This is a genomic window from Candidatus Acidulodesulfobacterium sp. H_13 (genome assembly GCF_048541835.1).
Lineage (GTDB): Bacteria > SZUA-79 > SZUA-79 > Acidulodesulfobacterales > Acidulodesulfobacteraceae > QIJE01.
This window is the reverse complement of record NZ_JBLEOY010000002.1, coordinates 295,731-310,816: the sequence shown is the minus strand read 5'-3', so window position 1 is coordinate 310,816 and position 15,086 is coordinate 295,731. Positions and strand designations below refer to the sequence as shown.

Annotated in this window: 8 protein-coding genes; all 8 read right to left on the bottom strand. The window is 38.5% G+C overall.

The genetic code is table 11. From position 1 onward, the window contains the following. Positions 1-114: 114 nt before the first annotated feature. The 8 genes from uvrA to ACMCNP_RS06045 all read right to left on the bottom strand — a co-directional run bounded on the left by uvrA (position 115) and on the right by ACMCNP_RS06045 (position 15,075). Positions 115-2,937 (bottom strand): excinuclease ABC subunit UvrA, encoded by a 2,823-nt coding sequence (gene uvrA / locus ACMCNP_RS06080; RefSeq protein WP_419315207.1) that lies wholly within the window; start codon positions 2,935-2,937, stop codon positions 115-117. Then, a complete protein-coding gene (gene pdxA, locus ACMCNP_RS06075; protein ID WP_419315204.1) occupies positions 2,919-3,917 on the bottom strand; it encodes a 4-hydroxythreonine-4-phosphate dehydrogenase PdxA in 999 nt (332 codons plus the stop codon). Before pdxA ends, uvrA begins: the two co-directional genes overlap by 19 nt. An 84-nt stretch (positions 3,918-4,001) precedes the next feature. Continuing rightward, positions 4,002-5,018, bottom strand: coding sequence for a peptidylprolyl isomerase (locus tag ACMCNP_RS06070; protein WP_419315201.1), 1,017 nt, complete (start codon positions 5,016-5,018; stop codon positions 4,002-4,004). Between the two features lie 35 nt (positions 5,019-5,053). Beyond that, positions 5,054-5,974: a peptidylprolyl isomerase gene (locus ACMCNP_RS06065; RefSeq protein ID WP_419315198.1), complete on the bottom strand. Its 921-nt coding sequence runs from the start codon at positions 5,972-5,974 to the stop codon at positions 5,054-5,056. A gap of 64 nt (positions 5,975-6,038) precedes the next feature. Next, a complete protein-coding gene (gene mfd, locus ACMCNP_RS06060; protein WP_419315195.1) occupies positions 6,039-9,281 on the bottom strand; it encodes a transcription-repair coupling factor in 3,243 nt (1,080 codons plus the stop codon). Positions 9,282-9,309: 28 nt separating this feature from the next. Continuing rightward, positions 9,310-11,970: a pyruvate, phosphate dikinase gene (gene ppdK / locus ACMCNP_RS06055; protein WP_419315193.1), complete on the bottom strand. Its 2,661-nt coding sequence runs from the start codon at positions 11,968-11,970 to the stop codon at positions 9,310-9,312. Positions 11,971-12,028: 58 nt separating this feature from the next. Next, entirely contained in the window at positions 12,029-14,137 is a 2,109-nt protein-coding gene (gene glyS, locus ACMCNP_RS06050; protein WP_419315190.1) for a glycine--tRNA ligase subunit beta, read from the bottom strand. A 44-nt stretch (positions 14,138-14,181) separates the two neighbouring features. Beyond that, a complete protein-coding gene (locus tag ACMCNP_RS06045; protein ID WP_419315908.1) occupies positions 14,182-15,075 on the bottom strand; it encodes a glycine--tRNA ligase subunit alpha in 894 nt (297 codons plus the stop codon). Positions 15,076-15,086 lie beyond the last annotated feature (11 nt).

Below are 15,086 nucleotides of genomic sequence, written 5' to 3'. Positions count from 1 at the left end.
CGATAATTTATTCAAAAATTTTACTGTCGCGGTATTTGATTGTATTGCGTGCTAAATAATCTTTTTTATCACTATAGCCCTAAAAAGTCAATTCTTTTTTTTATTTTCACCCTATTATGCCTTCCGAATCGGCTTAACAACGTTCGCTAAATATTTACCGGTAAAAGAGCTTTCACTTGAAGCAACTTCTTCAGGTGTCCCCTGTGCTATTATATAGCCCCCTTCGTCTCCGCCTTCGGGCCCCATATCTATTATGTAATCGGCAGATTTAATAACGTCTATGTTGTGTTCTATGACTATCACGGTATTGCCTGCTTCCACTAACAAATTTAATATATTTAAAAGTTTTTTTATATCGTCGAAATGAAGCCCTGTCGTAGGCTCGTCAAGTATATATAGGGTTTTAAAACACCCCGGCTTGGACAACTCCTTGGAAAGCTTAATCCTTTGGGCTTCTCCGCCCGATAGCGTAGTCGCAAGCTGTCCTAAATTTATATAATCTAATCCTACATCCATTAAAAATTTCAATCTATGAAAAAGCGACGGTATGCCTTCAAAAAATTCGAGTGCCTCCCTGACCGTCATATTAAGAACATCATGAATATTTTTATTTTTATAGGCAATTTCCAAGGTCGGTGCGTTATATCTCTTTCCCTTGCAGACATCGCATACGACAAACACGTCAGGCATGAAAAGCATCTCTATCCTCCTTACTCCATCCCCGCTGCATGCTTCGCATCTGCCCCCTTTTACGTTAAAACTGAACCTTCCGGGATCATAGCCCCTTATTCTCCCTTCTTTAGTTGCGGCAAAGATCTCCCTTATTAACGTAAAAATACCGGTATATGTCGCCGGATTAGATCTCGGAGTCCTGCCGATAGGGGATTGGTCTATATTTATCACCCTATCGAAATAATTTGCATTTTTTATATCGCCTACCTTAAATTTGCTAAAATCGTTTATATAACTGTTTTTATAAGCAAACATAGCCTTAAAGAGGCTATCTATCACAAGCGTACTTTTTCCGGAGCCGGAGACCCCCGTTACGCAAACAAAATTGTTTAACGGAATCCTTACATCTATGTTCTTCAGGTTATTCATCCTTGCGCCTTTTATTTCCAAAAAACCGGAAAGGCTGTATCTCCTACGTTCCGGTATATCTATTTTCAGCTTCCCGGTAAGATAATTACCCGTCAATGAATCGCTGTTACGCATAATTTCGGCAGGGGTTCCTTGGGCCACCACATAACCCCCGTTCTTACCGGCTCCCGGGCCCATATCAACGATATAATCGGATTTAAGCATGGTATATTCATCATGCTCCACTACTATGAGGCTGTTGCCTTTATCCCTTAAATTTATGATAGTTTTGAGAAGCCGCTCGTTATCCCGCATGTGCAAACCGATGCTCGGTTCGTCCATAACATATAAAACCCCGGTAAGACCGGAGCCTATTTGCGAAGCAAGTCTTATTCTTTGAGACTCACCCCCGGAAAGCGTCTGAGCCTGTCTCGAAAGCGCTAAGTAACCGAGTCCGACGTTAACCAAAAATTGCAGCCTATTTCTAATCTCAGTTAAAATCTTAGATGCAACACCTGTTTCATAATCTGTTAAATCCAAATCGGTAAAAAAGCCTAATACATCCTTAATGCTCAAGTTTGTTATATCCGCAATGGATAACCCCCCTATTTTATAGCTTAAAGATTCTTTTCTTAATCTAAAACCCATACAATCGGGACAGGTCTTTTCAACCTTATATTTTTTAGGGTCGAGTAAATAATTGCCTCCCTTTATGTTTCTTTCAAGCATAGGAATAATCCCTTCCCAATATCTCAAATGGAAAGACTTGTTGTCTCTCATAACATCGTAAAACTTTATTTTTTCATCGCCGGAACCATACAAAACGGCATACTTGACGTCGTCATTCAAGCGCCCATAAGGTGTATTGGGGTTAAATCCGTAAAATTCAGATAGGGCACTTATTATTTGATTCTTATACACCGGGGTTGAATGCTTAAAAATACTTACGGCATCTTCCCTTAAAGAAAGGCTTTTATCAGGAATTATGAGGTCCTCATCGAAATATTCCTTATAACCGAGTCCTCCGCAGTGCGGGCATGCACCCTGAGGACCGTTAAACGAAAAAGCCGCCGGCTCCGCCTTACCGTAGCTTACGCCACATTCCAGACAAATCGAGTTTTCCGTCAATATTTCTTCTTTATCTTCGTATTTCAACTTTAAAATACCCTGAGACAACTTCAAAGCAAGTTCAATAGAATCCGCCAATCTCTTTTTATTTTCTTCTTTTATAATAATCCTGTCTATAACTAGATCAATATTATGTTTCTTTTTCTTATCTATATATATGGATTCGTCTAAATTATATTCCTTTCCATCTACGTAAACCCTATAGAATCCGTGTTTAAGATAATCTTCAAACTTTGCCTTAAATTCTCCCCTCCTATCTATCACCACTGGAGATAATACAATTAATTTTTCGCCGGCTTTATGCGAATAAACGGATCCTACCATCTGGTCAATAGTCTTGAGCTCTATCTCTTTGCCACACTTATAGCAATGCGGAATCCCTGTACGGGCAAAAAGAACCCTGAGGTAATCATATATTTCGGTAATAGTCCCTACAGTCGAACGAGGATTTTTACTGACAGATTTTTGTTCTATGGAAATGGCGGGAGAGAGTCCTTCCACCGAATCGACATCGGGTTTGTCCATCTGTTCCATAAACTGCCTTGCATAAGAAGATAAAGATTCCAAGTATCTTCTCTGTCCCTCGGCGAATATGGTATCAAATGCCAAAGACGATTTGCCCGAGCCCGAAAGACCCGTTATGACGACAAACTTGTTTTTCGGAATTTCTAAGTTTATATTTTTTAAATTATGCTGCCTTGCCCCTTTTATTACAATTTTTCTGTCCATTTATGTCTATTCCTCGATATATCGTCTGCTAATTTTATCGATTCTATCATGCTGTTACAGTCTGCCGAACTTTTACCCGCAATATCGTAGGCCGTGCCATGAACGGGAGACGTTCTTATAATCTTTAGCCCTAAGGTAACGTTTACCCCTTTATCAAACGAAAGCAGTTTGAAGGGTATTAATGCCTGGTCGTGATACATTGAAACTATTAAATCAAACATTTTATATTTTTTAGCAAAAAAACTATCGGCAGGAAAAGGACCGGAGATATTTATCCCCTCTTTGCGGAATTCCTTTATAACATATTCTATAGTATCGCTTTCTTCGATGCCTATATCTCCGTTCTCTCCGGCATGCGGATTTAGACCCAATACAGCAATACTAGGATTATTCTTACCGAAATCCATTTTCATAGAATTAACGGATATGCTTATAGTTTTCCTTAAAGACTCTATGGTAATCTCAGCCGAAACCGCCTTAAGCGGAATGTGAATAGTCGCAAGGACGGTTATTATTTTTCTTGAATAAAAAAGCATAGCAAAATATTCAGAAGAGGTTAAATACCCCAAAAGTTCAGTATGCCCCCCGAATCTCGCCCCCCCTCGAATCATCATGGCTTTGTTTATCGGAGCGGTTGCAAAACCGGCAATTTTACCTTTCAATGAAAAACCTACCGCAGCGGTTATAAAGCGCTCGACATCCCTTGCATATTCCGGATTAACCCTGCCTAACTTAACAAATTTATAAGATATTGAGGATAAATCTACGACATTTAAAAAGCCACTTCTGTAAAAATATTCGAATGAAGATTCCGGCTTGATTAAATTTATCGGGGTACTTGTTTTGACTATATTTTTTGAAACATAGCTCACATGTTCAAGGGAGCCGAAAATAATCGGCATAATATGACTGCCGACTTTCATAAAATATTCAGACGATTTAATGGATATCTCCGGCCCGATACCGCCGGGATCGCCCATTGTAATGCCAATGAAATTACTTTTTTTTAACAACTTTATGTTTTACGGTTATTGCCCGTTGCATTAGATATATCTGCGTTAAAATTAGGCGGCAATCAACATCTTCACATAAGAATTTTTTCTTACCTTTTTTAAAAGTTTTGCAAGGTATTCATTAGTTTTATATTTTTCAAGGATAGAAAATATTTTAGCCTTCACCTGTTTGAATGTTTTAAACGAACCGCTTTTTTTCCCTACTGACTTAAGTATTGCGTAACCGAATGGCGTTTTAATTACACCGCTAACTTCTCCTACATGCAGTTTAAAGGCCGCCTTGGAAAAATCAGGTGATAACTTGTCTTTATAAACATATCCTATACTGCCCCCGTTTTTCTCCGAAGGATCCTCTGAATATTTCTTCGCTAATTCGGAAAAACTTTTATTGCCGACAACAGCCATTGATCTGATTTTAGAAATTTTTCCATATATGCTTGCCCTCAGTTTTTTACCTGCATCCGGGGGAACGGACAAAAATATGAGCTTCAGATTGACCATCGGCTCACCCCTGAACTCTTCAATGTTTTTTTGATAATAATCCAACATCTGTTTGTTGCTTATGACAATTTTATTACCGTAAATCTTTCTTAAGAGCTCCAATTCGAGAAAATGATTTCTGACTTGCTTAATATAGGCATCCTTATTTATACCCTTCTTTTTTAAAAAAATAAAAAACTGTTTTTCGGTAAAGTTATTTGAAGCGGCTACGCTTTTTATATAAGTATTTAACTGTTCGGGAGCAATATGAATACCCGCCTTTTTCTCCTCCTGTTTTATTAAAACCTTGCCGACCAAAACATTAATTACATCCTTAGTCCTGGACATAATAGCGACGTCGGATTGCGTAAAAATACCGCGTGATGCATCATTTTGCATATTTTCGTAATTTTTAAAGGCTATCACGTCGAATTTCGCAAAATCGTACAAAGTTATCGGCGTTTTATTGACTACGACGATTATTTTGTCGACTATTACGGCATTTGCGTCTTTTACTCCGGTAAAAAATATAGAAAGAGTAAAAAATGCTAAAATCACGCAAAACATAAAAATCTTAATCTTTTTCATTAAACTTATCATAAGTAGATAAACGAATTCTCGTTTTAACCCTGTTTTTTACCGACTACCGGGGCTGCTTTTTTCTTATTCTTAAAATTAGAACCGGCTAACGGCAGATTGTTATAAAAATATTTTATTTTAGACTTTGCTCTTAATTTTTTTACAAAATTCTTTAAAATTTTAGATGCCGACTTCTGCTTCATTGTAATGATAATTTCATTTTTAATAGCGGAAAACGGTTTAGATTTTCCGGCTACAATGCCGTTAAGCTTGATTATATCAAAACTATTGCCGACCTTTACTATTCTTGAGATGTCGCCTACCTTCGGTATACTGAAGGCCGCATTGTTAAAAGCAGGGGTAGTTTCCTGAAATTTTATCCACCCCAAAACACCGCCTTTTTTGGCATTAGGAGCAATAGAATATTTCTGCACAACGGCGCTAAAAGGCTTGCCGTTTTTAAGCATCTTATACGCAAGTTCTGCCTGCTTTAGCGACTTTGTCTGTATATAACTGGCATTAATTTTGGAAGGTACGTTAAAATTCAAATAATGTTTTTTATAATAAGCCTTTGCATCACCTACCGTAACATTGGCAACTTTATTTTTAATCTCTTCGTGTAAAAGCATCTGGACTAAAAGCCCTTTTTTGAAATCCAATACTTTAGCCCTGTATGCCTTTGATTCGTTAATACCTTTTTTTAATGCCTCGCTGACTAAAACTTGTCTATCGACAAGGCTTTTAAGCAACCTTTTTTCGCCGGAAGGCGTTTCTAAGTATACCCTTAAAGCAGAAGGAAACTTTGACATCTCATCTTTAAGCATAGGCAAAGTGATGGGATTTCCGTTGACCGAGGCGATAATTTTGGGAGAAACGGACTGTTTCTTGGCGCATCCGTAAAGACCTGCCGATATAGCAACGGAAAATAATGCTATAAATAAAATAGAACCCTTAATTTTTTTCATTTTTTCCTCTTAAGTATCAATATTTTAAAATTAAAATTCGCAAATATAAAAATATTTAATATGCTTAAATATTAACATAGCGATATAATCGTTGCAAGATAATTTTAGCTCTGTCGAGTTTATCCTCTTTTTGCGTAATCTTCTTCAATCTAAGTCGCATTTTAAATTCCCCTGCAAAGTTTATAATATATTCGGAAGATGCTTCCTTGCCGTTTACAAATCTGACCAACGAATCAAAAATAGTATCCGCAGACTCGTGAAATTCCAATACAAAATCCCTTTCCGTTATTTCGAGAAGTTTTATTTTTGAATTCCTCATATAACTTTTTAATTCGGCTATCCTTAAGAGATTCTCTACGGAATCCCCTATCCCGCCAAATCTATCAATTAGTTCCGAACTTATCGCGTTCACGTCTTCCGGCACATTACAATTCGAAAGTTTCCTGTATACATATAATTTTGTTTTATCGTCCTTTATGTAAGAATCCGGTATATATGCCGATAAATTTACCCTCACCTCCGGTACTATTTGAACGGGAAGAACGACGCCCTTGACCTTTTCTATCTCTTCCTGAAGCATTTGCATGCACATTTCAAGCCCTACGGCATCAATATGCCCGGATTGGGCATCTCCTAAGATATTTCCGGCTCCCCGTATTTCCAAATCGGCCATAGCAAGCTTAAAGCCGGAACCAAGTTTACTATAATCTCTAACTGCATTTAGCCGTTTTCTTTGAACAATGCTAAGATTGTCCATACTTGTCCCTACGACAAGCAGGCAGTAAGCCTGTATATGCGACCTACCGACCCTTCCCCTTAACTGATATAACTGGCTTAACCCGAATTGTTCCGCCTTGTTTATGATAATAGTATTCACATTAGGATTATCTAACCCCGATTCTATAATATTTGTAGAAAGAAGCACATCGTATCCCTTATTATAAAAGGTATGCATGATATCCATAATCTGACCGGATTCAAGCCTTCCGTGAACTATTCCTATCTTTATATCAGGCATTGTTTCTTTAAGCCGACCATAAACTCCATCTATATGTGATATCCGATTATCTATGAAATAAACCTGCCCCCCTCTATTTAATTCCCTAAAAACGACATCCTTAACGGCCTGCTCTTGGTATTCCGCTATATTTGTTATAATATTTTTTCTCCCCGCGGGTGGCGTATTTATTATACTTAAACCCCTTATCCCCGACATAGAAAGATATAACGTCCTGGGAATGGGGGTTGCACTCATGGCCAATACGTCTATGGAGTGCCTCATCTTTTTTATTTTTTCCTTCTGCAGGGCGCCGAATTTTTGCTCTTCGTCTATGATTAAAAGACCTATGTCCCTATATATGATCTTTTTCGATAATAGCTTGTGTGTACCTATAATTATATCAATTTCTCCGTTTTTGACCTGCCTATGAATTTTTTCCTCTTCATCTCTCCTAGTGAAACGAGAAATGCAGGCTATCTTAATGGGATATTTTTCAAATCTCTTCTTAAAATTGCTGTAGTGCTGTTCCACTAAAAGCGTAGTAGGCGCAATAAGCGCCACCTGTTTGCCGTCCATCGCCGCCTTGAATGCGGCCCTTATCGCAACTTCCGTTTTTCCGTATCCTACGTCTCCGCAAATCAGCCTATCCATAGGTTTATTGCTGCACATATCGGAGAGGACATCCCTTATTGCATTCGCCTGGTCTTCAGTTTCTTCAAATTCGAAGTCTTCTTCGAATTCTCTATAAATTTCATCCTCTTCAGAAAATGCAAACCCTCTGTTTGTTATTCTTTTGGCATACAAAATCTTCAAATCTTCAGCTATTTCCTCTATCTTCTTCTTGGCCTTTGTCTTGGCTTTCTCCCACAATTTACTGCTCAATCTGCTTAATTGAGGCGGGTTATCACTTTCGGAAGCAATATATTTATGAAGCAGGTATATTTTATCGGCAGGAACAAAAACCTTGTCTCCGCCGTCAAACATTAGAGCAAAATAATCCGATGAAACACCTTTAACCGTTATTTTTTTAATTTCACCAAACTTTGCAATACCAAACTCATCATGAACCACAAAATCTCCGGTATTAAGCCTCTTTATCTCTTCTAAAAAATCCGGCTTAAAACCCGTATATGCTGATTCCGCCGTCAAATCGGTATGCTCTCTGAAAAGCTCTTCATCTTTAATCATAAAAAGTTTGTGCTTTTTTGATATTATTCCGGAAGAAATATCTCCGACGATTATACGAAATCCACCGATTGCCTTGCTCTCATTTTCATATATACCGATAGATTCGAATATTTTTTTAAGCCTTTCACTATGAATTTTATTTTTGGACGGTAGAATTACCCTATATTGTTTTTTGATAAGATTGGAAAATATTTTTTTAATCAAACCTAAATTTAAACTGCCATTCTCAAACCTGAGTTTTTTTGTGAAATCGACACTGCCGTATTCTATGTTGAGAAATATCTTTTTACAAAAATTTTCTGAATTCTCGCCGCCGTGATATATTGTCGATTTCTTAATGTCGTAATAATAGATTTCGCCGGCTTTCTTCAGAGATTCCTTAAAAATATTTCTGTTAGCCGCATTGTTGTCTAAGCCTTGCAAGAGTTCCGTCTCCGGTTCTTCTACGTATAATACCGGATTCTCCGCAATATCTAAAATGTTCAACCTCTTCTCATAATAATCCGGGTTGACAGGAAATACCGTGAAATTATCGATATTTTTTAAACTTCTCTGCGTGTTTAAATCAAAATACCTCATATCCTCAACGGTTTCATCAAAGAAATCCATCCTGACGGGATATCGGCTTTCTCCGTTAAAAATATCTATTATTTCACCCCTGACGGCAAATTCGTTCTCACTCTCGACCTCATTAAGCCGTTTATAACCATAAGACACAAATGTCTCTATGAGTTTGTCTCTGGAAAAACTGGAACCCTTCTTGATATTCAAGAAGGATTTTAAAATACTGTCGGGATCGGGGACTTTAGAAAAGAAAGAACTTGGAGTCAATATTACTATAGCATTTTTTTCATGCCTTAAAGCATACAACAAGCTTACCGGAATTATCTCCTCGCAGAAAAAGACTTTTTTTGCAGAATCATGATTATAAAGAACGCTTTTTAAAAATGTTATATTTTTATATAAATCATTGGCGGAAGCATAACTATCGCATAGAAAAACAGTTATACCATCAAAGGTTTCTATCGATGACAGTACGTCAAGCGCAAAAGCCGCCGCATCGCCGGCTTTAGACCTTTTTAGCTCTGATATCGTATTCTTAGCTATAATCAACTGCATCGGTTAAAATTCAAAGTCTCCTGCCGGTTCATTTGCTCAAATCTTTAAGCGATGCCTGAGCGGCAGAAATAATCGCAATAGGAACCATATAGGGAGAACAACTTACATAGTTAAGATTTAAACTATGGCAAAATTCTATCGAAGAGGGATTCCCGCCATGCTCTCCGCATATCCCAAGTTTAATATCCCGCCTTACACTCGTACCTTTATCCACAGCTATTTTCATCAGTTCTCCGACTCCGCTTCTGTCTAATTCTATAAACGGGTCGGTTTTCAATATGTTTTTATTCAGATAATCCGGCAAAAACGAGCCGATATCGTCTCTTGAAAATCCAAAAGCCGTCTGCGTCAAATCATTCGTTCCGAACGAGAAAAATTCCGCTTCCTTTGCTATCTCGTCTGCGATCATGCATGCCCTCGGCAATTCAATCATGGTTCCGACGAGATACTCAAATTCCACTCCATATTCCTTCATTACCTCTTTGGTCTTTTTATTAACCAATTCCTTTAATAACTTTATCTCTTCGTAAATACTTACTACGGGAATCATAATTTCCAATGTTATCTTGTTACCGCTATTATGAAATTCACATGCCGCTTCCATAATTGCCCGAACCTGCATCTCGTAAATCTCCGGATAACTTACGCCAAGCCTGCATCCTCTATGCCCGAGCATCGGGTTGACTTCGTGAAGCGATATCGCCTTGGCTTTCAATCTTTCGTAAGATACGTGCATAATATCCGAAAGCTCTCTTATTTCTTTTTCGGTTTTAGGCAGAAATTCGTGAAGGGGTGGGTCAAGTAATCGTATATTAACGGAATAACCTTTCATTTCACTGTATAGTTTAAGAAAATCGGATTTTTGCATGGGCAAAAGTTTAGCAAGGGCCTTACGGCGTTCCTCTAACGTCTCCGAGAGTATCATCTCTCTTACCGCTTTTATCCTGTCCCCCTTAAAAAACATATGCTCGGTCCTACAAAGCCCAATGCCTTCCGCCCCGTAATTTCGGGCAACTCTTGCGTCTTCCGGTGTATCGGCGTTAGCTCTAATCTTTAATTTTCTAAACTCATTCGCAAATTCCATTATGGACTTAAAATCCTCATTAATCTCCGGAGTCACCATGCTCACGTAACCGGAGTAAACCTCACCATTGGAACCGTTTAGGGTCACTATATCGCCCCTTTTTATTATCCTGTCTCCAACCGTTATCTCACCGTTTTTTTCGTTTATTCCAAGGAAAGAACAGCCGGTTATTGCACACTTACCCATACCCCTGGCAACGACGGCAGCATGGGAAGTCATTCCGCCTCTTGCTGTGAGGATCCCCTCCGCCACGCTCATTCCGTGAATATCTTCCGGCGATGTTTCAATCCTTACCAATATTACCTTTTTACCCTTCTTTGTCTCTTCTTCCGCTTCTTCTGCGGAAAAAACCACTTCTCCGCTCGCCGCCCCAGGAGACGCCGGGAGCCCCTTTGCCACGACATCCTTATCGGCTTTAATGTCCACGGCAGGATACATGAGCTGCACGATAGAATAAGGGTCTATTCTCAAAACGGCTGTTTTTTTATCTATCATTCCCTCTTTTTCCATATCTACCGCAATTTTTACGGCGGCCTTAGCCGTTCTTTTTCCAGTCCGAACCTGCAGCATATAAAGAATACCTTCCTGTATCGTAAACTCTAAATCAAGCATGTCCTTATAATATTTTTCTAATATATCTGCATATCCTAAAAGGTCTTTATACACGCGAGGCATGACACGCTCAAGCGAAATATCATCCGGATTTTTTCTGGAAATTTCATTTACGGGCTGTGGGGTTCTTGTACCGGCTACTACATCTTCACCCTGAGCATTTATAAGATATTCTCCATAAAAACCGTTGTCTCCGGTTGAAGGGTCTCTCGTAAAAGCAACCCCGGTTGCAGAAGTATCACCCATATTTCCATAAACCATCGATACTACGTTAACCGCCGTCCCCCAGTTTTCCGGAATTTTGTTAAGCTTTCTATAAATTATGGCTCTCGGCACGTCCCATGATTCAAATACGGCAGATATACCCATCCATAGCTGTTCCTCCGGGTCACTCGGGAACTCGATCCCCCTTTTTTTTCTAACTACGTCCTTAAATTCATCGACGAGGCTCTCGAAGTCACCGTAAGTCAACTCATTATCATTTCTTACCGATCTTTCTTCCTTCTTTTTCTCCAAAATGGATTCCATAACGCTTGAATCTATTCCAAGCACTACGTTAGAAAACATTTGAATAAATCGCCTATACGTATCATAGGCGAATCTTTTATCGCCGGATTTATTTATAAGCCCTTTAACCGTATCGTCGTTCAATCCTAAGTTAAGAACGGTATCCATCATTCCGGGCATGGAAACCCTGGCTCCGCTTCTTACCGAAACCAGCAGGGGATTACGTTCATCTCCAAATCTTGCCCCCATGGCTTCTTCCATCTTTTTTAGGTTGCTTTTCACCTCTCCCTCTAATTGTTCGGGATATTTTTTATTGTGTTCATAATAATGCGTACAAACATCGGTAGTAATAGTAAATCCCGCGGGGACCCTTATGCCGAGATTGGTCATTTCCGCAAGACCGGTTCCCTTGCCGCCGAGAAGATTTTTCATAGAACCGTCGCCATCCGCATGCTTGTCTCCGAAAAAATAAACATATCTAACCATAACACCCTCCAACTAAAAATTATGATATTCAAATATAAAACAAATAAATAAGGATATATTAATAAGATAAATCGGAAAAATTGCAAAAATCCCTAAGAAAATCTAAAATACTGCCTAATAAGCCTATTCTCGAATTTCTGATATCTTTATCCTCGGTTAGAACTAAAATCTTATCAAAGAAGCCGTCTATAGGTTCTTTCAATTTATACATTTCATTCATTACGCCGTAAAAATCACCTTTCTCTATCAAATATCCGGTTTTCTCCTTAACTGATTCAAAAGCGCGTATAAGATGCATTTCCTCAGACGTAACAAGTTTATCAGCATCAAAGTCGCCTGCTACGGCATGCTTAGTAATATTATTGATTCGTTTATACACGCGGGACAGCTCAAAAATCTCTTCGCGCAACTTATGTTTAGAGAGAAAATCTATTTTTATAAAAGAGGTATAAAAATCTTGAGATGCCGTGGATGACAGAACCGATACGATCTCATCAGATTTATACCCCATGGAAATAAGGAAGTTTTTAAATCTGGCATTCGCAAAGTTTATAAACCTCTCTTTCAATTTGTCTCTGTCAAGCCTTTGCTCATTAAAAAAACTATTAAAATAAAATCCAAATATATCAGTCAAGTCTATCCTGTATTTTTTATCTAAAATAATCTCTATTGTGCCTATCATTGCCCTTCTTAAATAAAAAGGGTCCGATTCTCCTGTCGGAAGCCTTTTTAGCATCACGAACGAAAAAATCGTATCCAATTTATCCGATATAGAGCAAAGAGCCGATAAATCATTCGATGGCAGAATCCTTTTTTTAGCCTTGGAAACAGGATAATAATGCTCCTCGATAGAGAGAGAAACCTGCTCGTTCTCCTGCAACATCTTCGCGTATATTTTACCTATTATACCCTGCATTTCGGGAAATTCATATACTACGCGGGTTGCAAGGTCAAATTTTAATAAACCGGATACACGTTTAAAATCCGACAAAATATCCGGCGCAAAATTACATCTGCCCGCTATAAAAATACCTAACCCTCTTATACGTTCCGTTTTATCGAAATATGAACCTAATCCCTTGTAGAATAAGATATCTTTTGTAGCGGAAACAAAGTGCGATAACGGCTTTTTAATATCGTCTTTAAAGAAAAAATCGGCATCGGCAAGCCTTGCCGCCAAAACCTTGGAATAACCGGCTCTGACATTGCAATCTATGGTTTCTTTTACCGAAGAATCAGGTTTTATATCGGCAATGCCGATAAAGAACGGCAACAAGACGTCGTTCAATCTTAAGGGAAAAAATCTCTGATGCTTGCGCATAACAATCGATAATAATTCTTTGGGAATCGATAGAAATTTTTTGTTGAATTCGCCTATTACCGCATAAGGCGTCTCGGTTAAACCGGCTATTTCATCTAGAAAATCTTCGTCGTATTCCGGCATGTCCGCATTTATTTTTTTTGATGCCGTCATGAGTTCACTTTTTATATACTCTTTTCTTTCGTCATTTTTTAAAATAATCCCATTCGACTCAATAACATCAAAATAATCCTGCGAACTGTATATCCTTACCGGACGCAACTTATAAGAATTTGTTTTTTTAATATAGGTTAAACCCGCGGGCTTGACGTCTCCGAAATCAAACGACAAAGTTCTACCGTTAAAAATGGATGATATCCACAAAATCGGCCTCGGGTATCTTATATCCTTATTCAACCAGAACATGGTTTTTTTAAAGGGAATGTTTTTGATAATACCCGGAATGTTTCTACGCAACAAATCTACTACGGGAATACCCTTAATCGTCTTTTTATAGGCTATATATGCCCCTTTTTTTTGATTTAAAATATATATTTTTTTACGATTTGAGATTCCGTTCTTTTTCATAAAATGAATAAGCGGCGGCGCAGGGGTATCCCCACGATAGGAGATGCCCAAGGGTGGTCCTATTATTTCCGATTCGCCACTTAAAGTCTTTATCGGCAAGCCTTTGACTAAAGCGACAACGCGCCTCGGGGTCGAAAATACGGAAATATCCGGCTTTTCCGACAGCATGGCGCCATTTTCGAAAAAATCCTGCAATAAGCCCTTTAATGCTATAGGTATATTCCTTACTTCGCCGTAAGGAAGCTCCCCTGAACCTATTTCCAACAGATATTCGCTCACGATAAATAATCCTATTAAATTAAACTAATTATAAAATATATTTTCTATATTAATTTTACGGCATCGGTAACAATATTTGCTTCTTTCTTGCCTATGTATAATTTTGCACAACCCTCTGCAAGAAATCTGACCCTTAATATAAAGTTCATCCTTTCCGAAACGCTTATGAGTCCTCTCGCATCTAACAGATTAAAAATATGAGAACATTTGAGGCAGAATTCGTAAGCAGGTTTGACTAACTCTTTTAACCCTAAGGCAAGCAGCCTTTTGGACTCATTTTCGTAAATATCAAACAACTTGTGCAATGTTGCGCCTTCGGCATATTCAAAGTTATATTCGGAGAATTGAAGCTCGTCGTTTTCGTGGATATCGCCATATTTCACAAAGTTATTCCACTGTAAGTCAAACACGTTATCCTTATTTTGAAGGAACATCGCAATTCTTTCCAATCCGTAAGTAATCTCTATCGCCGGCTTTACGAGTTCTATACCTCCAACCTGCTGAAAATGGGTAATTTGAGTAACCTCCATGCCGTCAATCCATACTTCCCAGCCCAAACCCCATGCCCCTAATGTGGGAGATTCCCAGTCATCCTCTACAAATCTAATATCATGCACATTGGGATTGATATCGACGCTTTTGAGACTGTCCATGTAAATCTCTTGGATCTTCTTTACGTACGGTTGAATAATAACCTGAAATTGATAAAAACGCCCCAATCTATTCGGATTCTGACCATATCTACCGTCGGTAGGCCTTCTGGAAGGTTGCACATATGCCGTTCGCCAGTCTTCGCCCTCCAAACATTTAAGAAACGTATAAGGCGCAAACGTAGCGGCTCCCATTTCGATATCGTAAGGCTCTAAGATTACGCACCCGAAATCAGACCAAAAACTTTGCAGTTTGAATATTAAACGTTGAAAATCTAAGTTTTTAATAGTTTCTTCCT

Bases quoted from the DNA above. Each gene is read 5' to 3' on its own strand.
- uvrA (WP_419315207.1), bottom strand. From the start codon at position 2,937: ATGGACAGAAAAATTGTAATAAAAGGGGCAAGGCAGCATAATTTAAAA.
- pdxA (WP_419315204.1), bottom strand. From the start codon at position 3,917: ATGGGCGATCCCGGCGGTATCGGGCCGGAGATATCCATTAAATCGTCT.
- ACMCNP_RS06070 (WP_419315201.1), bottom strand. From the start codon at position 5,018: ATGAAAAAGATTAAGATTTTTATGTTTTGCGTGATTTTAGCATTTTTT.
- ACMCNP_RS06065 (WP_419315198.1), bottom strand. From the start codon at position 5,974: ATGAAAAAAATTAAGGGTTCTATTTTATTTATAGCATTATTTTCCGTT.
- mfd (WP_419315195.1), bottom strand. From the start codon at position 9,281: ATGCAGTTGATTATAGCTAAGAATACGATATCAGAGCTAAAAAGGTCT.
- ppdK (WP_419315193.1), bottom strand. From the start codon at position 11,970: ATGGTTAGATATGTTTATTTTTTCGGAGACAAGCATGCGGATGGCGAC.